General features: G+C 42.0%; 25 protein-coding genes and 1 tRNA gene. All 26 read right to left on the reverse strand.

Annotated elements, in window-relative coordinates; all coding sequences use genetic code 11:
* Positions 1-3: 3 nt before the first annotated feature.
* The 26 genes from ilvA to LXO72_RS09805 all read right to left on the reverse strand — a co-directional run bounded on the left by ilvA (position 4) and on the right by LXO72_RS09805 (position 21,998).
* Complete coding sequence (ilvA, locus tag LXO72_RS09680; RefSeq protein ID WP_233332461.1) at positions 4-1,254, reverse strand: threonine ammonia-lyase IlvA; 1,251 nt, start codon at positions 1,252-1,254, stop codon at positions 4-6.
* 215 nt (positions 1,255-1,469) lie between these two features.
* On the reverse strand, positions 1,470-2,492 hold the full coding sequence (ilvC, locus tag LXO72_RS09685; protein ID WP_023027688.1) for a ketol-acid reductoisomerase: 1,023 nt from the start codon (positions 2,490-2,492) through the stop codon (positions 1,470-1,472).
* Between the two features lie 67 nt (positions 2,493-2,559).
* Entirely contained in the window at positions 2,560-3,036 is a 477-nt protein-coding gene (gene ilvN, locus LXO72_RS09690) for an acetolactate synthase small subunit (protein ID WP_006594976.1), read from the reverse strand.
* On the reverse strand, positions 3,029-4,729 hold the full coding sequence (locus LXO72_RS09695; protein WP_006594977.1) for an acetolactate synthase large subunit: 1,701 nt from the start codon (positions 4,727-4,729) through the stop codon (positions 3,029-3,031). Before LXO72_RS09695 ends, ilvN begins: the two co-directional genes overlap by 8 nt.
* Positions 4,730-4,914: 185 nt before the next feature.
* A complete protein-coding gene (locus tag LXO72_RS09700; RefSeq protein WP_129822735.1) occupies positions 4,915-5,514 on the reverse strand; it encodes a response regulator transcription factor in 600 nt (199 codons plus the stop codon).
* A 1-nt stretch (position 5,515) separates the two neighbouring features.
* The gene (locus tag LXO72_RS09705; RefSeq protein ID WP_233332463.1) at positions 5,516-6,613 is read right to left on the reverse strand and encodes a sensor histidine kinase; all 1,098 of its coding nucleotides are present in this window, start codon (positions 6,611-6,613) and stop codon (positions 5,516-5,518) included.
* Positions 6,610-7,350 carry an ABC transporter permease gene (locus LXO72_RS09710; protein ID WP_233332473.1) on the reverse strand — a complete coding sequence of 247 codons (741 nt, stop codon included), beginning with the start codon at positions 7,348-7,350 and terminating at the stop codon, positions 6,610-6,612. Before LXO72_RS09710 ends, LXO72_RS09705 begins: the two co-directional genes overlap by 4 nt.
* Positions 7,319-8,236, reverse strand: a complete 918-nt coding sequence (locus LXO72_RS09715) for an ABC transporter ATP-binding protein (protein ID WP_233332474.1) — start codon at positions 8,234-8,236, stop codon at positions 7,319-7,321. The genes LXO72_RS09710 and LXO72_RS09715 overlap by 32 nt, the downstream gene beginning before the upstream one ends.
* The gene (locus LXO72_RS09720) at positions 8,223-8,420 is read right to left on the reverse strand and encodes a hypothetical protein (RefSeq protein WP_048714779.1); all 198 of its coding nucleotides are present in this window, start codon (positions 8,418-8,420) and stop codon (positions 8,223-8,225) included. Before LXO72_RS09720 ends, LXO72_RS09715 begins: the two co-directional genes overlap by 14 nt.
* The gene (locus LXO72_RS09725) at positions 8,417-8,608 is read right to left on the reverse strand and encodes a hypothetical protein (RefSeq protein WP_014712940.1); all 192 of its coding nucleotides are present in this window, start codon (positions 8,606-8,608) and stop codon (positions 8,417-8,419) included. The genes LXO72_RS09720 and LXO72_RS09725 overlap by 4 nt, the downstream gene beginning before the upstream one ends.
* A gap of 127 nt (positions 8,609-8,735) precedes the next feature.
* Positions 8,736-9,305 carry an SP0191 family lipoprotein gene (locus LXO72_RS09730; RefSeq protein WP_048714783.1) on the reverse strand — a complete coding sequence of 190 codons (570 nt, stop codon included), beginning with the start codon at positions 9,303-9,305 and terminating at the stop codon, positions 8,736-8,738.
* Between the two features lie 161 nt (positions 9,306-9,466).
* On the reverse strand, positions 9,467-11,131 hold the full coding sequence (locus LXO72_RS09735; protein WP_154858858.1) for a DAK2 domain-containing protein: 1,665 nt from the start codon (positions 11,129-11,131) through the stop codon (positions 9,467-9,469).
* A gap of 2 nt (positions 11,132-11,133) precedes the next feature.
* Positions 11,134-11,499 (reverse strand): Asp23/Gls24 family envelope stress response protein, encoded by a 366-nt coding sequence (locus tag LXO72_RS09740; RefSeq protein ID WP_006594986.1) that lies wholly within the window; start codon positions 11,497-11,499, stop codon positions 11,134-11,136.
* Between the two features lie 153 nt (positions 11,500-11,652).
* On the reverse strand, positions 11,653-11,841 hold the full coding sequence (rpmB, locus tag LXO72_RS09745) for a 50S ribosomal protein L28 (RefSeq protein WP_001140948.1): 189 nt from the start codon (positions 11,839-11,841) through the stop codon (positions 11,653-11,655).
* A gap of 118 nt (positions 11,842-11,959) precedes the next feature.
* Positions 11,960-12,655, reverse strand: coding sequence for a LiaF transmembrane domain-containing protein (locus LXO72_RS09750; protein WP_123159971.1), 696 nt, complete (start codon positions 12,653-12,655; stop codon positions 11,960-11,962).
* Positions 12,656-12,659: 4 nt separating this feature from the next.
* Complete coding sequence (locus tag LXO72_RS09755; RefSeq protein WP_233332476.1) at positions 12,660-13,106, reverse strand: LytTR family DNA-binding domain-containing protein; 447 nt, start codon at positions 13,104-13,106, stop codon at positions 12,660-12,662.
* A 177-nt stretch (positions 13,107-13,283) separates the two neighbouring features.
* Positions 13,284-13,595, reverse strand: a complete 312-nt coding sequence (locus LXO72_RS09760) for a hypothetical protein (protein WP_006594989.1) — start codon at positions 13,593-13,595, stop codon at positions 13,284-13,286.
* 316 nt (positions 13,596-13,911) lie between these two features.
* Positions 13,912-13,984: transfer RNA gene (locus LXO72_RS09765), tRNA-Thr, on the reverse strand.
* A 46-nt stretch (positions 13,985-14,030) separates the two neighbouring features.
* Positions 14,031-14,492 (reverse strand): GNAT family N-acetyltransferase, encoded by a 462-nt coding sequence (locus LXO72_RS09770; RefSeq protein WP_233332479.1) that lies wholly within the window; start codon positions 14,490-14,492, stop codon positions 14,031-14,033.
* Between the two features lie 38 nt (positions 14,493-14,530).
* On the reverse strand, positions 14,531-15,316 hold the full coding sequence (locus LXO72_RS09775; RefSeq protein ID WP_233332480.1) for an ABC transporter permease: 786 nt from the start codon (positions 15,314-15,316) through the stop codon (positions 14,531-14,533).
* A gap of 1 nt (position 15,317) precedes the next feature.
* Entirely contained in the window at positions 15,318-16,136 is an 819-nt protein-coding gene (locus tag LXO72_RS09780; RefSeq protein WP_233332488.1) for an ABC transporter permease, read from the reverse strand.
* A gap of 1 nt (position 16,137) precedes the next feature.
* Positions 16,138-17,130 carry an ABC transporter ATP-binding protein gene (locus tag LXO72_RS09785; protein ID WP_049546121.1) on the reverse strand — a complete coding sequence of 331 codons (993 nt, stop codon included), beginning with the start codon at positions 17,128-17,130 and terminating at the stop codon, positions 16,138-16,140.
* A gap of 477 nt (positions 17,131-17,607) precedes the next feature.
* Positions 17,608-19,014, reverse strand: a complete 1,407-nt coding sequence (gene lacG, locus LXO72_RS09790) for a 6-phospho-beta-galactosidase (protein ID WP_325167127.1) — start codon at positions 19,012-19,014, stop codon at positions 17,608-17,610.
* Between the two features lie 87 nt (positions 19,015-19,101).
* Positions 19,102-20,805: a lactose-specific PTS transporter subunit EIIC gene (locus LXO72_RS09795; RefSeq protein WP_233332497.1), complete on the reverse strand. Its 1,704-nt coding sequence runs from the start codon at positions 20,803-20,805 to the stop codon at positions 19,102-19,104.
* On the reverse strand, positions 20,805-21,122 hold the full coding sequence (locus LXO72_RS09800) for a PTS lactose/cellobiose transporter subunit IIA (RefSeq protein ID WP_233332499.1): 318 nt from the start codon (positions 21,120-21,122) through the stop codon (positions 20,805-20,807). The genes LXO72_RS09795 and LXO72_RS09800 overlap by 1 nt, the downstream gene beginning before the upstream one ends.
* A gap of 42 nt (positions 21,123-21,164) precedes the next feature.
* On the reverse strand, positions 21,165-21,998 hold the full coding sequence (locus LXO72_RS09805; protein ID WP_233332501.1) for a PRD domain-containing protein: 834 nt from the start codon (positions 21,996-21,998) through the stop codon (positions 21,165-21,167).
* Positions 21,999-22,387 lie beyond the last annotated feature (389 nt).

The following is a 22,387-nucleotide window of genomic DNA, read 5'->3' on the forward strand; positions in this document are numbered from 1 at the left end:
CCATCATACCAACATGTTATAGAGGGTTTCATTTCCGTTTAAGTTAATGAAAGAAGGGTCAAATTGTTCAATCCGATTGATCAGACCTGCATAATCATGCTTATCTGCCAAAGTGACACCAATCAAGACTGGGCCAGTCCCCTTACTTGCTCGTTTGATGTACTCAAACCGCGTGATATCGTCATTTGGGCCTAAGATATCATTTACAAATTCTCGAAGAGCTCCTGGACGTTGCGGGAAGTTGACGATGAAGTAGTGTTTAATACCATCATAGATCAAAGCTCGCTCTTCCATCTCTGGCATCCGGTTAATATCATTGTTCCCACCAGAAATCACACAACAAATGGTCTTCCCTTTGATATACTCTCTCAATACTTCTAAAGCCGCTACACTGGCAGCTCCAGCTGGTTCTGCAACCAAGCCTTGCTTAGAATAAAGATCAATCAAGGTCTCAGATATCAAACCCTCGTTGACGCCAATCAAGGTCTCAACATTTTTTTTCGTTGCCTCATAAGTCAACTGGCCTACCTTTTGAACAGCAATCCCATCCGCAAACTTATCAATCTGTTTGAGTTTTACCGGGCCTCCAGCTTCAAAGGCTGCCTTCATCGACCGAGCCCCATCTGCTTCAATTCCAATAACCTCGATTTCCGGCGCTTGTTCCTTGATATAGGTGGATACTCCGGCGATGAGGCCTCCCCCACCAACCGGTACTAACACCGCATCGAAGTCAATGGATTCTTTTTTAGCTTCCTCTAGAATTTCGTAGGCTACAGTTCCTTGACCCGCTTGGACATTGGCATCATCAAATGGATCAATGAAGGTACAGTTTTTAAGTTCAGTATATTCCTGCGCCGCCTTAGAAGAAGCATCAAAAGTATCTCCTACTAATTTAATGGTCACGTACTCTCCACCGAAGAAACGAACCTGGCTAATCTTTTGCTGAGGTGTCGTAATCGGCATAAAGATGGTCGCTGGTATTTTCATTTCCCGGCAGGTGTAGGCAACTCCTTGAGCGTGATTGCCCGCCGAGGCACAGACTACTCCTCGCTCTCTCTCTTTCTCATTCAACTGAGAAATCGCGTAATAGGCTCCACGAATCTTAAAGGAACGAACCCGCTGCGCATTTTCTTTCTTTAAGTAGATTTTCGCTCCATACTTTTCGGATAAATAATGATCATAATCTAAGGGAGTCTCAACAACCACACCCTTTAAGACCTTATGGGCTTTTATGATATCTTTCGATGTTATCATGATCTTCCTCTTCTTCTCCTTATTTCATCTAATTATATCAAAAGACTGCAAAAATTTCAGCGTGTTTTCCAAATTTTCAGAAAAATCACCCAAAATGTTCGATATGGCACGTCTCTTCATACAGATTCTGCTAAATGGTTGAAAATACCTTCCAATCCATCTCTGCTATTGATGAAAAAGAAGTTGGGATTTCTCCCAACTTCACCATCACCTCATTAGTTATAGATTTTAAAGGCGTCGTCGTCATTTTTTCCAACGAATGGCATTGCTTTACGCAATTCAGCACCAACTTTTTCGATTTCAAGGTTAGCCGCTTGTTCACGGTAAGCAGTCAATTTTGGACGACCAGCTTTGTAGTCGTTCACAAAGTCGTTGGCGAATTTACCATTTTGGATATCCGCAAGAACGGCTTTCATGTTTTCTTTCACTTGTTCAGTGATGACACGTGGACCTGAAACGTAGTCACCGTATTCAGCAGTGTTTGAAATTGATTGACGCATTTTCTTGAATCCACCTTCGTAGATCAAGTCAACGATGAGTTTCATTTCGTGAAGCACTTCAAAGTAAGCCAATTCTGGAGCGTATCCAGCTTCCGTCAAGACTTCGAAACCTGCTTCGATAAGGGCAGTCAAACCACCACAGAGAACGGCTTGTTCACCAAACAAATCTTCTTCAGTTTCTTCTTTATAAGTTGTTTCCAAAAGTCCTACACGTGCTGAACCAACACCTTTACACCAGTCCATAGCGATGTCTTTAGCGTTACCTGTAGCATCTTGGTATACTGCGTAAAGTGCAGGAACACCAAATCCTTCTTCATACGTACGGCGAACCAAGTGACCTGGTCCTTTAGGCGCACACATGAAGACATCAACATCTGCAGGAACTTTAATGAATTCGAAGTGGATGTTGAAACCATGTGCAAATCCAACAGCATTTCCAGCTTCCAAGTTTGGCGCAATTTCTGCTTCGTACAATTCTTGTTGGATTTCGTCTGGAGCCAAGATCATGATGACATCAGCCAATTTAGTTGCTTCTGCTACTGTGTAAGTATCAAAACCATCTTCTTTTGCTTTGTCAAAAGATTTACCTGGACGTACACCGATGATCACATCATGACCTGAGTCACGCAAGTTTTGAGCATGGGCATGACCTTGTGATCCATAACCGATCACGGCAATTTTTTTACCGTCAAGTGCTGCTACTTTTACATCTTTTTCGTATTCCATTTGAACTGCCATAGTTTTTTTCTCTCTTTTCTATTTTTATTGCCTCTTAGGCGGTAGTAACTATTTTGAATGGTGGGCTTTAATCACGGGTAAAGCCAGTTGCACCCGTCCGTGCAACATTCTTAATCCCATAAGGACGAATGACACGCAAGAGAGCTTCGTTCTTCTCTGCATTTCCTGTCATCTGCACGGTGATGGAGCTTGGAGCCACGTCTACCACAGTCGCGCGGAAGGGCTGGATAATGGCTAACAATTCTGCCCGTTTTTCTGCAGGCGCTGAGACCTTGATCAGAATCACTTCACGCTCGAGGTGAGGTTTATCTGTAATATCTCGAACTCGAATCACATCGACCTGGCGGTTGAGTTGCTTGATGATTTGTTCCACTTCATCATGTGATGCGACGTCAATGATAATAGTAATCCGTGACACATTGGGATTTTCTGTCGCCCCTACCGAGATACTCTCAATGTTGACTTGGCGTCTAGACAAGACACCAGTAAAGCGATTGAGAACCCCAGACCGGTTTTGAAGTTTGGCTGTTAACATTCTACGCATTAAACTTCACCCCCAACATCTCATGATTGCTCTTACCAGCTGGTACCATTGGTAAAACGTGCTCTTTCCGAGAAATGTCGATCTCGATGAACATTGGTACATCTTCGGTAATAACTTCCAAATCCTTCTCTAAGGTTTCGGGATTATCAAATTTGTAATTCTTAATCCCATAGGCTTGCGCCATCAATTGGAAGTCTGGCAAGGTTTCAAAGACAGACTCTGATGTTCGTCCATCATAGAAGGCTTCTTGCCACTGCCGAACCATTCCAAGTGAATGGTTGTTAAGCATGATGACCTTGATTGGAATCTTGTAAACATTCAAGATTGCCAATTCTTGGTTGGTCATCTGGAAGCCACCATCTCCGACAAAGAGCACAACTTCTTTATCTGGATTGGCAATCTTAGCACCAATGGCGGCTGGCACACCGAATCCCATGGTTCCTAGACCACCAGAAGTCACCAACTGTCGTTCGTTTTGGTACGGGTAGTACTGAGCAGCCCACATTTGGTGTTGGCCAACGTCTGTCACGACGATGGCATCCCCCTTGGTCAACTCACCCACGCGTTCAATAACTGCTTGGGGTTGGACCACGCGTTCTTTCTTATCGTAAGAACGAACCCGATTTTTATCTTGGGTAACTTTCTCAACCCATTTCTCCGTATTGGTATGAACCACTGGCTCTGCTAACAATTGTTTTAAGGCTTTTTTGGCATCGCCAACGACTGGAATATCGACTGCAATGATTTTACCGATCTCTGCTGGGTCAATATCAATGTGAGCGACTTTGGCATTCTTCGCAAAGGTCTTTGGATTTCCCGTCAGACGATCATCAAAACGACAACCGATGCTAATCATGAAATCTGCTTCTGTCATAGCAATGTTGGCCGCAAAAGAACCGTGCATGCCTCCCATCCCAAGGAAGAGAGGGTGGTTGGTTGCAATCGTTCCCTGTCCTAGAAGACTAGTTACCACAGGAATCTGATAGCGTTCTGCCAAGGCTACCAATTCATCCGCCGCTTCTGCATAGCTGACGCCACCTCCAACCAAGAGGACTGGTTTCTTAGCCTTGCCAAGTTGCTTCAAGATTTTCTTAATCTGTAATTCATTTGGTTCAATAGTCGGCTGGTAACTTGGAATGTTAATGGCCGGATTGTAAATATAATCAGTTTCTAGGGCAGAGACATCTTTTGGAAGGTCAATGACGACGGGGCCTGGACGCCCAGTTGTCGCAATATGAACTGCTTCCGTGATAACCCGTGGAATATCCGCTGTCTCACGTACTTGGTAATTGTACTTGGTAATCGGCATGGTAATCCCAACAATATCTGCCTCTTGGAAGGCATCCTTCCCGATCCCAGAACGGTTGACCTGACCAGTAAACACAAGAAGAGGAACACTATCACTCATGGCATCCGCAATCCCTGTAATGGCATTGGTTGCTCCAGGTCCACTTGTGACGACGGCCACACCCAGCTTCCCAGTTGATTTGGCATAGCCTTCAGCTTCATGCAAGCAGCCTTGTTCATGTCGGCCAAGAATGTGTTTGATCCCTTTAAAACTATAAATAGCATCATAAAGGGGCAAAACCGCTCCACCTGGGTAGCCAAAAATGGTATCAATCCCAAGATCTCGAAGCGTTTCTAGCACAAGCTCTGAACCTGTCTTTGCAGTTTCTAAGGTAATTTTCTCCATGTCTCTCCTTTCTGTTTCTTTGATTATCAAATGAGCATGCTACTATCATACCATTTTTGGAAAATAATTCAAGTAAAAATCACAAATTTTCTGAATTTTCTATCCAAATCCGATTAATGAGAGTTGTCCTAAAAAAGAACAATCCAATCAAAAAAGTCTCTAGGAATCCTAGAAACTTTGCTTGCTTATAGCCATCCCTTTTCTTGGGCTATCTTTGCTGCTTCCGTCCGGTTTTCTGCATCCAATTTAGTTAGAATGCCTGACATATAATTTCGGATGGTCCCGTTAGAGAGAAATAAACGATCAGCAATTTCTTGGTTGGAAGCTCCTTTGGCGACTTCTTTTAGGACTGCTTGCTCCTGAGAACTTAGAGGATTGGGATGGGTCAAGATTCCCTCCATTAATTCAGGAGAATATTCTTTTTGACCTGCCAAAACTGTATGAAGGGTCCCCATCAAGTCCGTGATGCGTCGCTCTTTTAGAACATAGGCATCGACTCCGGCCTTGAGGGCCCGCTCAAAATAACCCGGTCTCTTAAAGGTGGTAACGATGACAACCTTGAGCTGGGGTTGTTGACTTTTGGCCCATTCCAACACTTCTAGTCCTGTTTTGATAGGCATCTCAATATCTAAAATAGCAATATCAACTGGATGGGTTTCGAGTAAGCGAATGGCTTCTTGCCCATCTCCAGCCTGCAAGACTTCTTCTACATCCTCTTGCAAAAGCAGGAGCTGGCAGAGGGCATCGCGCAACATACTTTGGTCTTCTGCAACTAATAAGCGCATCTTATTTCCTTTCTTGATAGGGGATCCGTATTTCTATGCGGGTCGGCTTGTATTGATGACTGATATCCAGCTCTCCTCCCAACAAGGCAATCCGTTCGCGGATTGAGTGCAGGTCCTTATCCGAGACCTTATCAAAGCCGATACCATTGTCTTCTGCGACCATTTCTACCCCTGTTTCGGTGGAGCGATAAGTGAGAAGGGCTTGCGTCGCTTTGGCATGTTTGATCATATTGGTGGCTAGTTCCAGAGACACCATGGCCAGAGCAGACTCTAGAACAGGCGAGATGCTAGCTGTATCGAGATTGTTTTGGATCTCCACTTTGACTTGCGCCACTTCTAGCATTTGCTTGACGGTTTCCAGCTCTCTTGCCAGGGTTCGCTGCTTCAAGTTCTCCACAATCTCTCGGACTTGGTGCATGAACTCTTGACTAATGGCTTGAATCTCTTGCACCTGCTCCTGCGCCTTCTCAACCTGACCCAATGCTAAGAATTGATCAACCAGGTCTGCCTTGACACTGAGCATAGCAAAGGTGTGGCCCAGACTGTCATGCAAATCACGGCCAATCCGATGGCGCTCGTTTTCTGCCAGCAAGAGATTGATCTGGGCATTTTGCTTGGCATGGTCAGCTTTCAACTCTTCCATCATCCGAATCCGAACCATGCCGTAAGTCATGGCATGGGTAAAAAAGAAAATGATGATTAAAAATACCCATTCATACTCCATCGCATTCTGTCTGAAAAAGATGGCCCCAAAAAGCAGGAATTGCGATAGAAAAACTGTCCAAAGATAGGGAGAGCGAAAATTGTGAATCTCAAAGTGATAGACCAATAGGTTGCTGATGAAGAAATAAAACCAAAAATAGTTGGCGTTAATAAAAAGAGTATTTCCTGCTACATAGGCTAGGAGGTATAGCCAACAAATCCAGGTCAGCTTTTTGTTTTCAGTAATCAAGACTCCTAGATAGGAAGCAATAAACAAGAGGGCTAAAAAGAAGTGCCAGTAGGGGACCTCCCCTAATAAAATAGAGATAAAGGGAAAGCCCATAAAGACTAGGCTAGCGTAAAACATATAATGGATACGCTTGAGTTTTTCAATCATGAACGAACCTCAGAATGACGACGATAAACAATGACAAGGGTAAAGAAGACCAGGGTAAACAAGGTTAAATAAAGACTAGCAAAGACATTGACCTGTCCCTTGTTTAAAAAGGTCTTAATCAGTTCCATCAATTGATAGGTTGGTAGACATTTGCCGATGGCTTGCATCCATTCTGGAAAGAGGCTAATGGGCATCCAAAGGCCACCCATGACAGCCAGCCCCATGTAAAGGAGATTACCTACAACAGACATCAATTGACTAGAAGGAAGCAGGGTCAAGACCAGACCGATGGCCACAAAGGCTAGGCTTCCTAGGATGAGAATAAAGGCCGACAAGACCCAATCCTGTAGGGACATATTCACATGACGCACCACGTGGCCCACGGTAAAGACAACTCCAATCGATAGGAGAAAATCGACAAAGAGACCCACAACCTTTATTAGATAATATTCTACCATAGATACCGGGGTATGGCGCAAGACTTTTTGCCAATTGTTGAGTCGATCGGTTTCAAGAACTGTTGGAAAAGAAAAGATAGCCGTAGACATCATAGAAAATGCCGTCATAGAAAGGAGATAATCCCTCATAAAGTGAGCGGGTGCTCCTGGTGTCTCCTGGTACATCCCTGAAAAGAAGAGATAAAAGGCCGTGGGCATCCCAATTGATAACAAGTAATAAATGGCTTGGCGTCTAGTCAAATGCCACTCAACCACGCCGAGAGCTTTCATGCGTTTCATCTTCTCTACCTACTTCCTTTGTATTTTCAAAAATAGAATCCAATAAACTTCTATTGGTCACCTCGATCTCTTGGATCGAACATCCTTCTTCCTGCAATCGCCTCCACAAACGATTGGCATCACCTGTCACAACCTGAAGGGCATCGGGTTTGACCGTCACTTGACCAACTCCGTCCATCCCTGCCACTAGAGCTTGGTATCGCAAAGGCAGGGTAAAATGTTTTTCTACCTCTTCACTTCTCATAGCTAGTGGCGTCGTATCTCGAAGCAAATGGCCCTGGTGCAAGACCAGGATCCGATCAGCCGTATGCTCGACTTCCTCGATGTAATGGGAAGAATAGACTATAGTCACACCTTGGTCCTTTAAATGCCCGACGATTTCCCAAAAGCGTTGGCGAGTGGACGTATCCATGGCAGCCGTTGGCTCATCCAAAAACAGGAGACTGGGACGACCAATCAAGGTCAACACAAAGGATAAGAGACGCTTTTGCCCACCAGACAGCTTACTGGCTAATTGCTTCTTTTGTTCTGGAGTAAAACGCAATAAATCATCGATGTCATTGACCGTTAAAGGGTTGGGATAAATGGAGCGAAAGAAACTGATCAGTTCCTGCACGGTTAGCTTTTGCACGATGGCATTCTCTTGAGGGAGATAAGAGACACTATCCTTTAACTGAGGATGACCAGGAGCCTTCCCCTCTATTTCAATGTTTCCAGAAGTCGCCTTCCTATCTCCTAGGAGGCAATCCATCAAGGTTGTCTTCCCTGCCCCGTTTGGCCCAATCAAAGCCAGGCAATCCCCTCTCTCAACTGTGAAAGAAAGATCTTCTAGGATCATCTTTCCTTTGATGCTTTTGTTCAAGTTCTCAACTCTAATGACACTCATGAGACTCTCCTTTCAACCAGATTTGGCCAGCTGGAATGATGACATAGACGACCAAGGTCACTCCCCAAACCGTTTGGAAAAACCAGCTAGGAAAATGGGCAGAAAACCAGCCCGTCATCATCTCAGTTACCCAAAGGAGCAAACACAAAACAGCTACCAATCCAATTTCAAGTTTCTTTTTCATTGCTCCATCTCCTTTTTAACAGCCTTGATCATCTTCAATCCTTCTTGGACCGCCCAGCTCATGATGCCAATCCCAGCAAATAATTCCCAAGGGAAATGGTAATAGAGACTATCATCCTTTGAAAAGATCAAATAGACGACCATCCCAACCACTGTTAACGTAAACACTTTATAGAACCATTGTTTCATTTTTCCTTACCTCTTACTTTCTGACTATATTATAGCGAAAGGAATAACTGCCCACTAGATGATTTTGTCACTGGCTCACATGACAAATGTCATGGAAAATAAAAAAAGGCCGGACAAGAGTCCGAGCCTATGGTGCTGGGGTTTCTTCTTTGAAACCATGGAGTTTTAATCCTGTGAAAACGGTCGATGCCTTGATGTCTTTCAGGTCACCGATACCAAGATCTTTAAAGTAAGATAAATCTTTAACCTTGTCCCAATCAATGGTTTCCATATCAACAGAGACTGTTGAGGCTAATTTTTTCTCTGGAGTGACCTTATATTCGATACTGAAGCCAGCTGTGTCTTTCAGAGCCTTGTATTCTGAATCTGACTGCAAACCTTCATTGATAATTTTTGTCATTTCTTCAGGACTTAGATTAGCTGAGTTAGTGGCAATTTTTTCTGGTAGGGCCGATAAAACATCTAACTTTAATTTCTGAACCTTATCACCTTTTGTCGTGATGGTGTAGCGATGTTGATTGCCATTGATTTCTGCAGTGAGAACCTTGGTTTCTTCCTTTGCCTCACTGGTAACAGTTTCACTTTTTTCTATCGAAGTAGTGGTTGAGCTTTTTGATGTTTCTGTGGACTGGGACTTAGTAGTACACCCTGTCATCACCAAAAGCAAAGCTCCTAAAAAGCAGATTACCTTTTTCATTTGCTTTTTTCTCCTATTTCTATTTTTCTAAAGTATAACATATCAAATAAAAATTGTCTAAAAACACCTATCTAATCGCTTTCATAAAGCTTTTTTTATCAAAAAAAGGGCCAAAAAATCATTTTTTGGCTCTTTTTCCTGCTATTTTTGAAATTTTTTGATTATTCAACGCTAAACAAATATGGGTAAACTGGTTGATTTCCTTGATGAATTTCGACTTCGACGTCCTCATATTTAGCCATCAAGTTTTGAGCCAAGTCATTGGCTACTTCTTCTTTACCATCTTCACCGATATAAATCGTGACAATTTCACTATCTTCGTCCAACATCTTGTCAAAGGTTGCTGTCAAGGTTTCCATCATATCTGGATTGGAAACGACGATCTTACCATCAACCATTCCAAGATTGTCGTTTTCATGGATTTCAAGACCATCAATAGTGGTATCACGAACGGCTGTCGTCACACTACCTGAAACAACATCTTCCAATGAAGCGCTCATGCGTTCGTAGTTTTCTTCGATCGACTTGCTCTCATCAAAGGCAAGAAGACTGGTCAATCCTTGAGGGATGGTCTTCGTCTCTACGACTGCTGCTGGTTGCTCAATGACTTCTGCTGCAGATTGAGCCGCCATCAAGATGTTCTTGTTGTTTGGCAAGATAATGATGTTGCGCGCATTCAACCCTTCAACAGCTTTGACAAAGTCTTCTGTTGAAGGGTTCATAGTTTGACCACCAGAGATGATGTAATCCACTCCTTGCGCTTTGAAGATATCCGCTAAACCGTCACCCGCAACGACTGCAATAATCGCATATTCTTTTGCTTCAGCTGGTTTCGCTTGACGTTCTTCTTTTTCAACTTGTGCTTCGTGCTGGTTGCGCATGTTGTCAACTTTTACTTTGACCAAGCTACCATATTTCAATCCTTCTTGCATAACAAGACCTGGATCTTCAGTATGGACATGGACTTTGACGATTTCATCATCGTTGACGACTAATAGAGAATCCCCAAGATTGTTCAAATAGTTACGGAATTCGTCGTAGTCAAAGTCTTTGACATAGGTTGGACCTTGCTTCAAAGCGACCATGATTTCTGTACAGTAACCAAAGGTGATATCTTCAGTTGCCACATGGCCCGCTACGGACTTGTGGTGCTCTGCGTTGATCATTTCTGACATGGTTGCTGGAGTCGCAACAAATTCTTCAGAAGCGATGAATTCTCCTGTCAAAGCTGATAGGAACCCTTCATAGATGAAGACTAAACCTTGACCACCAGAGTCCACCACACCGACTTCCTTCAATACTGGAAGCATATCTGGTGTTTTGGCAAGGGCTGTTTTAGCTCCTTCAAGGGCTGCACGCATGACTTCTACTGCATCATTGGTTGATTCTGCTTTTTTCTTGGCACCGATGGCAGCACCGCGAGAAACGGTCAAAATGGTCCCTTCAACAGGCTTCATAACCGCTTTATAGGCTACTTCAACCCCTGCTTGGAAGGCTGCCGCAAGAGCTGCCCCATCCAATTCATCCTTGTCTTTGACGCTTTGAGAAAATCCGCGGAACAACTGAGAAGTAATAACTCCTGAGTTTCCACGCGCTCCCATCAAAAGCCCCTTCGCAAAGATATTTGCTGCTTCACCAACAGTTGAAGCAGAGCGATCGGCTACTTCTTTTGCACCATTTTCAATGGTCATCCCCATGTTGGTTCCAGTATCACCATCTGGTACAGGAAAAACGTTCAATGAATTGACATACTCGGCTTGTTTATTTAAGCGAGTAGCCCCTGCTTGGACCATTTCTTGAAATAAACTAGTTGTAATTTTAGACACGATTATTCTCCCACAATTTTAATGTTTTGGATATAGACGTTGACTGTATCCGTTGTGATTCCAAGTTGATTTTCTAAACTGAATTTGACACGCTCTTGAATATTTTTTGAGACTTCGCTAATCTTTGTACCATAGCTCAAAACAGTGTAAACATCAACCGCAATACTTCCTGCTTCCGCTGTTTTCACAACGACACCCTTAGAGTAGTTTTCCTTACCTAAGAGAGCTTGGAAATTATCTTTAATCGCGTTTTTGCTGGCCATTCCAACCACTCCAAAAATTTCAGTGGCTGCACCGCCTACAACAGTTGCGATGACATCATCGGTCAATTCAATTTGACCATCTTTTGTATTGATTTTTACTGTCATAATTTCTACCTCAAAAGTATTTTATATTCTATTTTACCATAAAAGAGGGCGCGTGTAAAAGGGATACACCTTTCTCCTATCGGTTGATACAAATGTCCAAAAAGAGAAAAAATGAAAAAAAGAAAAGGACCTCCAAGAGATCCTACATTCTGATTAAACGCGTTCTACTTTACCAGATTTCAATGCACGAGCTGAAGCCCAAACTTTTTTAGGTTTACCATCGATAAGGACAGTTACTTTTTGAAGGTTTGGTTTTACGGCACGTTTGGTTTGGTTCATCGCGTGTGAACGGTTGTTTCCTGATACAGTCTTACGACCAGTAAAATAACATACTTTAGCCATTCTGTTTTGCCTCCTATTAGATCTAATATTACGGATGTGCTAGCACCACATACCGTACTATATTACCAAAAAAACTTTCTCTTGGCAAGACCTTTGAATAAGTTTTTCTTAGATCGGCTTATGAAAAGTTATTCTCACCTACATAGATGATTTCTAGATTCCCCAGTGAGACCTCTCCGACGATGTAAAAGTCTTTGCTGGTTAAATTGCTAGGATTTTCCTGGTGTTGGATAGCTGACAGAGAACTTTCTACATTGACATGAACCCGCCAGTCGCTCGGGACATAGAGACTCAAACTTCCAAGGGAGACATCCACCGCAAACTGGGCTGAGGGTCCTTCGATCCGGCAATTATCAAAATAGATAGAAGCTTCTCCTAAGCTCACATCCGCACTTCCGCCCGTAAAATTCTGATCATTCAAATACTTGGTCACTGTAGAGAAGGAGACATCGATGTCATTGCCAGCAGTTTGGGAAGATGTTCCTGCTGAGTAGGAGTTCCAAGTAGCTTTTGCTTTTTTGGAAGGCTTGAAGAGAATATTGAGACCGATCACCGCTAAAATAGAAGAAAAGATGACCACCGAATTGGATACTGGAAGAAAATGGTATTGGCCATTAAGGGAGAAGAGGGCCAAGATCCCATATAGGAAGCCCCAACCAAAGTGGCGCTTCAAGAAACTAGAGAGGGAAAGGACTGCGAGCAAGACAACCCAAGCTAGCGTCCAGATACTGATCTCCCATTTTACAAAATAGCCTTGTAAGAGCACTAGGGCTGCTAGGAGGATTAAGAAAATCCCAATTAGTTTATTTTTCATTTTGTTACCTCATTTCCTTTAACCGTTCTTTTAAGAGTTGATAATAGTGTCGGGACACATGTACCTGCTTATGAGTTTGATAAAAGTTTACTGTACTGGTTCCCGAAAAAGATTTTTCGATGGAATAAATCTGCTTGGTATTGACGATGGTCGACTTGGAGATGCGACAGAAAGCAATCGGCAAGATCTCTTCCAATTCGTAGAGTTTTTGACAGACCTCGTAGGCCTCTTCTCTGGTATGCCCATAGATCTTTTCACCATCTGTTTCAAAGAAGAGAATTTCTGACACATCTACAAAGTACTCGCTTCGGTCCTTGTAAAAGGTCAAGGGCGTCATTTTTTGCTCCAAGATCAGCTGTTGCAAGCGGGCGACATCCTCCGTCAATCGAGGAGCCCGAATGATCATTTCTGGCTCATCCATCTGCGGATCTAATTCGATACGAACTTTCATAGGACTCCTTTCTTAACCTTTGTTAGTAACATTATAACAGGTGTTCAAAATCTTACAAGACCTTTTCGGTAAGTGGCTCTTTTCAGCCCCTAAGTGGTTCTTTCAGACAGCTAAAAAGGACTCGGTCTGAAGAAATCTCTTCATACCAAGCCCCTGAAGCAAATAAAATCGGAAGCATTATTTTTCTTTTGGTGCGTCTGGAAAGAGAAAACCGAGACCAAGACAAGCCAAGACACCCGCAGTAATCACGACCCCATTTGAAATCGGAAGAAGATCATAGATAGCATTGGCAATGATGAAGCCAATGACGGCACAAATCAAGCTGGACTTGTAGTCTTTCTTGAGTGCATTTTCAAGCGTAAAGAAAGCAAACAAGACAACTGGAACCAAGGGCCAAAGATTGGCATCTATTTTCGGATAACCAATGATACTAAAGGTGATGACGGCAAGAGCTGCAAGGATAAATCCAAAACCAATTAATTTCTTCATGATACTACCTCTTTTTATAATGTTATCAGAAGACTAGCTTCTTTTGATAAACCTACTATAACAAACAAAAGCAAGGGTGACAAGGAAATTTGGATAAGCGGTCAAATTATCGGATTATCTGGTCACATGAACATGAATGAGTCAGATGAACTAGCCATATTTAGAGTATGGTTCATCTCCTTCATGAAACCATTCCAGTCCATGACGATTGAGAAAATCTAGGATGAGTCTGAAAACTTTTATAATCATTTGTTACAAAAAGCAATTCAACATCAAAAAAAGCCCATCACAAGGGGCTTTGTCTTGTATCATTCGATGCCGAATGCAGGGATCGAACCTGTGACCTACGCGTTACGAGTGCGTTGCTCTACCAACTGAGCTAATTCGGCGATTACCTTCTCAGTATAGCACTCTGATAGCGGATGTCAAGCACTTTTAGTTGATCTTTTTAATCAAAATCTGACAAGGATTTTTAAGATCCCATAGTTGCGGAAAAATCTCTAATTTTTTAAAACCAAGACTGCGATAAAAGATATTGGTTCGGTCATAATCTTTATTTGAACCTTCTGCCACTGTTTTGACCTGTAGGTAGTTCACTTGTTTGACTGCTTCTCTTTCTATAGTCGTAATTAAATCCCTTCCAATTCCATGACCTTGGAATGATTTTTTCACGCCTAGACAGTCAATTTCAGCACAATCTTCACTCGAATATGATAAACTTATAAACCCTACTACATCACTTTCTTGATAAGCAGCCCAAACTCGTAAATCCTTAGCTCCTTCAATGTAGGCTTGCGTGCTTTCTGGTATTCCAAACCATTCTGGCAAATCCCTTAAAATCTCAGCGACAACTGCCATTTTTTGATCTTCACCCTTGACTTCTTTAATTACAAACATCATAAGTTCCTTTCTTGATTTTAGTCTTACTTTAGCTCTTACGAACCAGCACTTTCGTAGGCATCCAATCCCTTGTCCCAAAGTTTGAGGGAAATAACAAAGAAAACAAGGGAAATCAGAATCAAACCACCAATATTAAAGAATCCATTCTTGTCCTGCAAGAAATAGCTGGCAGGATAGTAGGCCGTAAAGGCGAAAGGCACGATAAAGCTAATCAACCAACGAAGAAGCGAATTATAAATGGAAATCGGATACTTGGCAAAGTCATTAAACATATAAAAAATGTAAATCATAGCGCCTGACTGCTTGGTCCAAAAAGCGATACTAGCAGTCGCGATTTTCAGGGAAGTATAGATCAAGGTCGCAAAAGGAATACAGACTAGGAAAATCAGAAATTTTGGAAGAGTCCAAGCAATGCTAGACACCGTGGTACCTAGCAGAAGGCCTCCGACCAAAAGTTCGCCCAAGGCATCAATCTGAAAGGTCTCAACTAGGATATGAAAGAGAGGATTGATGGGACGAGTCAGATATTTGTCAAACTCCCCTTTTCGGACTAGGCGTTGCCCTAGTGCCCAGAGATTGTCAAAAAAGAGATGGTCCAATCCCTTGGGAATTAAGGAAAAACCATAGATAAAGGCAATTTCTTGAAAAGTCCAACCTTCTAGGGAGGGAATGTGTTGAAAGATGACATTGAGAAACAAGAGGTTCAGGCCTTGAGTCAGAAAGACTCCCAACACACCAACCACAAAATCGACCTTGTATTCCATGATTTGCTTGATGTACTGTCTGATAAAAATCAGATGCATGCGTTGATATTTTTTCATACTAACCTCCCTGAATGGTGATAAATGACTGGACTCGTTTCCAAATCAACTGAGACAAGCCCACCATCACTATAAGCCAGAAAAGCTGAAGCAAAAGTGCTTGAAGAATCTGACTAGCATCGTATTTCCCAACAATAATCATGACCGGAGTGTAAATTAAGGATGAGAAAGGTAAGAAGGAGAGAATATCTGAAATGACCTTTGGAAAGAAAGCCAAGGGAATCAAACTCCCAGACATAAAGGTCACTATGGAACTCTTAAGTAGATTGGAACCCCAAAGATTTTTAAATACAAAGGCTGAAAATCCAAAGCAGATATTAAAGAAAAAGTTAATCAGATAGGCCAGCGTTAAGCTAAAAAGATAAAGGGTAGTTAGTCCCAGCACTTCTACAATCCCTTGCCCAGATAAGATTTTCATCAAAACAATGACACTTAAAAATGGCAGTCCAACAGAGATAAAAATCAACCACTTGGAACCAAGCTCCGTAAAGAGGTAAGAAGCCGCAAAATGCACTGGTCGCAACAAGCGCATGATAATGGAACCATCCTTGACCTCATCACCAATCATAAAGGAAGAATCCGACCTAGTCAGAAGATTAGTCACAAAACTCATGATGATGTAGAGGGTGATATCCGCCATACTGAAGCCCTGAATCAAAGGCTCCTGGGAGGAATCAAAGACAGCCTTCCATAGATAAAAAGCCACAAAAGCCCCCATGACATCGCCAATCCGATAAAGAATAAAGTTGACTCGATAGCTAATCAACTCCTGAATCCCTGCATTGATAAAGGGTTTATAACGTCTCCACAATTTGACCATCTTAGAGCTCCTTTCGATAGAAGCGACGGATAATATCTTCAATATCCGTATCTACCATCTTCAAATCACGGACCTCAAAATCAGATAAGGTTTGCTTGATAATATCGGCCGACTGGTAGCGGGAACTATCGAATTCAATATTGAGAGTATTTCCTTGTCTATCAATGGACATATCAGGTAAGCCCTCATAATGAGAGACTAGATGATTTTGACCTGGCGTCAGGTCAAAGGAGAGAGTCTTCATCTTTCCAAAGGTCTCCTTGAGCTGGCTGACCGTTCCATCAAAAATCTCTTGCCCCTTATCAATCATAAAAATCCGATCACAGAGTTGCTCAATATCACTCAAATCATGAGTAGTCAAGAGAATAGTTGTCTCTTCCTCCTGATTAATCTGGGTAATGGCCCGACGAATGTTATCCTTAACCGACACATCCAAACCAATAGTCGGCTCATCTAAAAAGAGAACTTTGGGATTGTGAAGTAAGGAAGCCGCAATATCCGCCCGCATCCGTTGACCTAGTGAAAGAGTCCGCACAGGATCTTTGATAAATTCCTTCAAATCCAAAACTTCATTCAAAAAGTCCATGCGCTTATGGAAAAGCGAGTCTGGTACATCATAGATCTCTTTCAAGACCGTGTAGGTCTCTTGCAGTGCCAAATCCCACCATAGCTGGGTACGTTGTCCGAAAACGACTCCAATATCCTTGACATAATCTTGGCGATTATCCTGGGGAATCTTGCCGTTAATCCGACAAAAACCAGATGTCGGTTTCAAAATCCCTGTCAGCATTTTGATGGTGGTCGACTTCCCAGCACCATTTGCCCCGATAAATCCTAGAATCTGCCCTTTTGGAACTTCAAAAGTTAAATCCTTGACCGCTTCAAAAGTCTGCTTTTCAGGATGAACAAAGGAGCGCAAGGCTCCCTTTAACCCCGGCTCCTTAACTGTCTTCACAAAATTTTTCTGAAGATGTTGCACTTCTATCATTGCCATATCTATCTCCCTATCGTAAGAAGCAACATTGTATTTTTGACTACAAATATTCTAAATCCTTACTTTCTACACTTTTTCAATATTATTACAGAGGGCTTTATACCAACCTATTATAATCTAATAAAAAAAGGAATGCAAGCGTTTGCTTATTGATTATGAAATTAGAGATTTCTCTCTTAAAATGAAACTTTTAATCAAAAATTCTGTTAAATAGTTTCCTTAAGACACCAAAAAACCTGCCCTTAGGGGCAGGCTACGAATTGTAAAAAGGCAAACTATTTTGATCAATATGAATCATAATCTCCTAATATTAACTCAACAATTTAATTATATCATGTAAAAACTATATTGGCCCTTCAAACAAAAAATTATTACTAGAAATGAGTGAATTGTTTTGTTTACAATAAACACTTTTCCAAATAAGAGAACCAAAAAAGACCTACCCTTACGGATAAGCCTTCTTACATGTTTATTTCTTTATTCAATCACTTGGCTTTCTGCTAATTTCTTGTACCAATGTGCAGATTTCTTAGGATAACGTTCTTGTGTATCGAAATCAACGTAGAAGAGTCCGTAACGTTTTTCATAACCATTAGACCATGAGAAGACGTCCATCAATGACCAGATGAAGTATCCTTTGACGTTTGCACCATCGGCAATCGCATCAGACAAGACTTCCAAATGTTGTTTCACATAATCGATACGGCCATCATCATAAACCGTGTTGTCCACAAATTCATCTTTGTATCCAAGTCCGTTTTCAGTGATGTAGATCTTCTTGTAGTTTGGATAATCTTTCTTGACACGCATGATTTGGTCATACAAACCTTGAGGGTAGATAATCCAGTCCCAGTCAGTACGAGGTACATAGTCAGGAGCTACACGACGTCCAACACCTTTGATTTGGTATTTAGAGCTTCCTTTCTCCCCTTTACCATTGTGGATGATTTCAGTTTCACCATCAAAGGCTTCCATCCAGTCACTCATGTAGTAGTTAATTCCAAGGAAGTCGTTTAAATCTTTAGCTGCTTCAAGCGCTGCAAAGTCTTCCTCACGAAGATCCAAGCTACCACCATTAACTGAAAGAATGTGGTTTACACCTTCCATGGTTGCATCTGAATAGTGTCCAAGGTAAGTGGCATCCAAGATAAATTTGTTGTGGATGATATCTTCCAACTCAGCAGCACGTACGTCTGCAGGATTTTTAGGATCCAATGGGTACTTAGTTGGAAGGGCGTGAACAACCCCGATTTCACCTTTGTAGCCTTTGTCTTTGTAGAATTTCACAGCACGTGCATGAGAAACCATCATATTGTGGTGAGATTGGAAAACTTTGGCAAGGTCATATTGAATACCTGGTGGGAATTTACCAACCAAGTATTGACCATCACCGATTGGGCCAATTTCATTGAAGGTTGTCCAGTAGTTTACTTCTGGGAATTCTTCAAAACAGAAGGCTGCATAATCTACGAAGTGTTCGATATTTTCACGATTTAAGAAGTCTCCATTTGAATGAAGAGCTTCTGGTGTATCAAAGTGGTGAAGGGTTACAAAAGGCTCCACATGGCGTTTGTGGCATTCCGCAAATAGATTGTGATAGAATTCTACCCCTTTTGGATTTACTTCACCATAGCCAGTTGGGAAAATACGTGACCAAGCAATAGAAATACGAATTCCGTTTACGCCATATTCTTCAGCCAACTGTAAGTCTACTGGATATTTATGGTAGAAATCACTTGCTGGTTCAGCAGTATACCAATAGTTGTCTGCTAAGTATTTGTCCCAAGCAACTGGTCCTTTTCCGTCAGTATGGGTAGCTCCTTCTGCTTGATAGGCAGCCGTTGCCCCACCAAAAATAAAATCTTTAGGAAGTGTTTTTGTCATTTTTTCACCTATTTCTTGATTGGATAAAATGAAAAGTGAGGGGAGAGGAGTTAGTGAGCCATCCATCTCCATCTCACTTTTTAGTTCTTATTCTTCAAATTGAGCTTGAACAAAGGCTAGAGCACCTTGTCCATCGCGTGTCAATTTAATGTACTGAGCACCTTCTGTCTTCGCCAATTTGATGCCTAGTTTATCTGTTTCAGCCTTCATATCTTCGAAGTTGGAAGCAACCTGAGGCGCCAAGATAACAAGGTCAAATTCTGGCAACATTTCACGGTGAGCACCGTAGCCACCTGCTGCAGCTTTGACAGGAACCTTGTATTCTGCCGCAGCCTTGTTCAAGGCATTTGCAAGGAGTCCACTAGTACCACCACCCGCACAAAGAACGAGGACGTTTGTTTCTTCAGTAATGGTATTTTCAGCTGGTGCATCTTCAACACCTGCTTTTTCAAGAATTGCATCTGCTTTGGCAGTGTTAAAGTTTGCAGCAACTTTTTCTTTCAAGCTATCGTTTGATTTACCTGAACGTTCTTCTTCAAGAATTTGTTCATCGTAAACTTTAACGAATGGGTAGTAAATGATCACGTCTACTACAACAAGAAGTGCAGCAAGGATGAATGAAAGTACTTGGAAGTTCGTACCAAGAACAATCCCCAAAGGTCCAGGAGTTGTCCATGGTAGGTTAGAAGTAAATGAGTTCATTCCCAAGGTATCAACAAAGAATTTGAAGATCCATACGTTTGCAATTGGAGCAAAGATAAATGGAACAAAGAAGATAGGGTTCAATACAAGTGGTGCACCAAACAAGATTGGTTCGTTTACACCGAAGAAGGTTGGAACTACTGAAGCGCGTCCGATTGCACGATTACGCTTAGACTTACACAACCACATAAACATGAATGGAACTACAAGAGTTGCTCCTGTACCACCCATAGTGACGATAAACATTTGTGTACCAGATGTAAGGATTTTATCAGCGTGCATACCTTGTTGAAGAAGGTTCAAGTTGACTTCGGCATTTGCATAAGTGATCGCTGCAATCGCAGGTTCAACGATAGATGGTCCATGGATACCAATAAACCAGAAGAAGGCAAAAGCACCGAAAATGATCGTAATTCCAACATAACCATCTGCTGCTGAGAAGAGAGGCGCAAGAAGCGTACCGATAGATTCAGCTACTGTTACACCAAGACTACCCTTCACAATCAGTTCAAGTCCATAAAGGAGAACGACAGATACAGTGAATGGGATCAAGTCTTTAAATACTTGAGAGATATTTGGTGGAACTTCGTCTGGCATGCGAATCGTAACATTGTTTTTCACGCAGACCTTGTAAACATTAACGGTAACGAAGGCTGCAATAAAGGCTGTCAAAAGACCTTTTGTTCCCATGAAGGCAGTCAGAAAACCTCCTTCTTTGGCTGGTTCAGCTGCCATTAGAAGGAAACCAACCATAGATGCCAACATGGTTGACAAGAAGTTGATCTGGTTTGTTGCAGGTAAATCACGGTTGACAGAATCTGTCAAAGCTTTGGCTGTGGTTCCACCTACGAAGAAAGCCAGAATTCCCATCGAATAGCTATAAGGTGTCATCAAGAAATTCTCAATTTCTTTTGACCAATGGAAGCCCCACGCATTTGGGACGTAAGCAATCAATATAAAGATAGACGAGAATAAGATCACAGGCATCCCCGCGATAAATCCATCACGAATCGCACGCAAATATTTATTACGAGAAATCTTCTCGAAGAAAGGTTTTCCTTTTTCAATCAGTTCAATCAGTTTATTCATTATCTTGCTCCTCTTTTATATAGTTCAATGAGATGGTGAATCACGTCTTTTAATAAGATCGTTGTCATTAAGTGGTCCTGTCCATGCATCATGGTAATGCTGTAGGGGAGGTCTTCTCCTGCTGCTTCTTGCGCTAGCATAGTTGTTTGAGATTTGTGAGCCTCTGCGATACAGCTTCCTGCTTCTTCTACCAAGCTTTCCGCTTGAGCGAAGTCACCCTTCTCAGCCGCCTTGAGGGCCTCCAAGAGTTTAGAACGAGCATCCCCTGCATACGCAACGATTTCAAAACCTAATAGTGTCATTTCTTCTTTGGTCATGACCAATTCCTCCAATTTGAATTTCTTAATTTTCAAAAGTTGTTACAATAAGCGTTGAATGTGCAAGACCAGATAGACCCGTTCACTCTTGTACAAGTCAACCCCGGTCTCCCTAGAAATCACATCATAAATCTTGGAACCAATCTCAAAGGCTTTGGGATAGGAGATTTTGATATGTTCCTCCATATCTAGAAGCGATTGATTATCATCCCGATTGCGATCCAGGTAATCCAAGAAGTAGTTAAGATGAATCATGAAACGATCATAAAAGTTGTTGTTGGTCTCGGTTCGTTTGATTGAATAACTATCCAAAACATCTTCTACACCTTTTAAGATTTCTTTGCGCTGGTCCATGGAATCCACGACCTCCGCTCCATTTTCACCTTCTGCGTTGATGAAATGATAGGCGATACGAGTGACCTCATCTTCGGGGAAGCTAGTCGTGAGCTTATCACGATAGATATCAACTGCCTCTTTAGCAATCTCAAAAGCCACTGGGTAGTTTTCTGAGATATCCAAAAGATTACTTTCCTTATACCTGCCTTGAGTCACTGCCTGGTAAGAGCAAAACATGTGGTCGGTCAAGGTCACATAGATATATTCTTGAACGGGGTAGTGATACTTTTTGCTCAAGTAATCGATCATCTCGTAGGTCACTGTGATGAAGTCTAATGGAACATCTTTTAACAGAGTCATAAAGTTCTCTCGGGATTCCTCTGTTTTCATCCGAAAGAGCTTTTCTACCTTTTCTTTTGGGACTAGGTCGCCCTTCTTTTTGCCAAAAACAATTCCTTTTCCAATGACAATCAGTTCTTCCCCTTTGTCATTTCTCACCAGAGCAACATTGTGATTGAGTGGATTTAAAATCCGATACATGGTACTCTCCTTGCTAGTTTATTTAAGGTTTAGGGTATAAAAAATGACCACAAATGAGATCAGAGAGGCTTCTCCCCGATTCATCTGTGATCATGCGTAATCTAACTTACTAACACTCACCTTGTATTCACTTATGGATTAAGTATAGCACACGCTTTTGTTTTTGTAAACCCTTTCTTAACAACTTTTTAACTTTTTTGTTTTTTTCTAACAAATAGCTGTTTATCGTTGTATTCTCTGGGCTCTTCAAGGAAATTCGAACGCCCATCGTTAAAGGAGTGGTCTACACTATTAAATACGCTCTTTCCAAGAAGTTGCGACTTGGTCTAAGACTTGGTTGAGCTCTTCAATGTTGCGACGACCTTCGGTACGCAACCATTCACGAGCTG

It is taken from the genome of Streptococcus sp. XMC, assembly GCF_021341835.1.
Taxonomy (GTDB): Bacteria; Bacillota; Bacilli; order Lactobacillales; family Streptococcaceae; genus Streptococcus.

What these genes read in the sequence shown, in the direction of transcription:
- LXO72_RS09785 (WP_049546121.1), bottom strand. Translation starts at nt 17,130, where the DNA reads ATGGCAATGATAGAAGTGCAACATCTTCAGAAAAATTTTGTGAAGACA.
- LXO72_RS09750 (WP_123159971.1), bottom strand. Translation starts at nt 12,655, where the DNA reads ATGAAAAATAAACTAATTGGGATTTTCTTAATCCTCCTAGCAGCCCTA.
- LXO72_RS09780 (WP_233332488.1), bottom strand. Translation starts at nt 16,136, where the DNA reads ATGGTCAAATTGTGGAGACGTTATAAACCCTTTATCAATGCAGGGATT.
- LXO72_RS09805 (WP_233332501.1), bottom strand. Translation starts at nt 21,998, where the DNA reads ATGTATCGGATTTTAAATCCACTCAATCACAATGTTGCTCTGGTGAGA.
- lacG (WP_325167127.1), bottom strand. Translation starts at nt 19,014, where the DNA reads ATGACAAAAACACTTCCTAAAGATTTTATTTTTGGTGGGGCAACGGCT.
- LXO72_RS09775 (WP_233332480.1), bottom strand. Translation starts at nt 15,316, where the DNA reads ATGAAAAAATATCAACGCATGCATCTGATTTTTATCAGACAGTACATC.
- LXO72_RS09760 (WP_006594989.1), bottom strand. Translation starts at nt 13,595, where the DNA reads ATGAAGAAATTAATTGGTTTTGGATTTATCCTTGCAGCTCTTGCCGTC.
- LXO72_RS09800 (WP_233332499.1), bottom strand. Translation starts at nt 21,122, where the DNA reads ATGACCAAAGAAGAAATGACACTATTAGGTTTTGAAATCGTTGCGTAT.
- LXO72_RS09705 (WP_233332463.1), bottom strand. Translation starts at nt 6,613, where the DNA reads ATGATTGAAAAACTCAAGCGTATCCATTATATGTTTTACGCTAGCCTA.
- LXO72_RS09795 (WP_233332497.1), bottom strand. Translation starts at nt 20,805, where the DNA reads ATGAATAAACTGATTGAACTGATTGAAAAAGGAAAACCTTTCTTCGAG.
- LXO72_RS09730 (WP_048714783.1), bottom strand. Translation starts at nt 9,305, where the DNA reads ATGAAAAAGGTAATCTGCTTTTTAGGAGCTTTGCTTTTGGTGATGACA.
- ilvN (WP_006594976.1), bottom strand. Translation starts at nt 3,036, where the DNA reads ATGCGTAGAATGTTAACAGCCAAACTTCAAAACCGGTCTGGGGTTCTC.
- LXO72_RS09710 (WP_233332473.1), bottom strand. Translation starts at nt 7,350, where the DNA reads ATGAAACGCATGAAAGCTCTCGGCGTGGTTGAGTGGCATTTGACTAGA.
- LXO72_RS09700 (WP_129822735.1), bottom strand. Translation starts at nt 5,514, where the DNA reads ATGCGCTTATTAGTTGCAGAAGACCAAAGTATGTTGCGCGATGCCCTC.
- LXO72_RS09770 (WP_233332479.1), bottom strand. Translation starts at nt 14,492, where the DNA reads ATGTTTGTAATTAAAGAAGTCAAGGGTGAAGATCAAAAAATGGCAGTT.
- LXO72_RS09725 (WP_014712940.1), bottom strand. Translation starts at nt 8,608, where the DNA reads ATGAAACAATGGTTCTATAAAGTGTTTACGTTAACAGTGGTTGGGATG.
- rpmB (WP_001140948.1), bottom strand. Translation starts at nt 11,841, where the DNA reads ATGGCTAAAGTATGTTATTTTACTGGTCGTAAGACTGTATCAGGAAAC.
- ilvA (WP_233332461.1), bottom strand. Translation starts at nt 1,254, where the DNA reads ATGATAACATCGAAAGATATCATAAAAGCCCATAAGGTCTTAAAGGGT.
- LXO72_RS09715 (WP_233332474.1), bottom strand. Translation starts at nt 8,236, where the DNA reads ATGAGTGTCATTAGAGTTGAGAACTTGAACAAAAGCATCAAAGGAAAG.
- LXO72_RS09740 (WP_006594986.1), bottom strand. Translation starts at nt 11,499, where the DNA reads ATGACAGTAAAAATCAATACAAAAGATGGTCAAATTGAATTGACCGAT.
- LXO72_RS09755 (WP_233332476.1), bottom strand. Translation starts at nt 13,106, where the DNA reads ATGAAAGTTCGTATCGAATTAGATCCGCAGATGGATGAGCCAGAAATG.
- LXO72_RS09720 (WP_048714779.1), bottom strand. Translation starts at nt 8,420, where the DNA reads ATGAAAAAGAAACTTGAAATTGGATTGGTAGCTGTTTTGTGTTTGCTC.
- ilvC (WP_023027688.1), bottom strand. Translation starts at nt 2,492, where the DNA reads ATGGCAGTTCAAATGGAATACGAAAAAGATGTAAAAGTAGCAGCACTT.
- LXO72_RS09695 (WP_006594977.1), bottom strand. Translation starts at nt 4,729, where the DNA reads ATGGAGAAAATTACCTTAGAAACTGCAAAGACAGGTTCAGAGCTTGTG.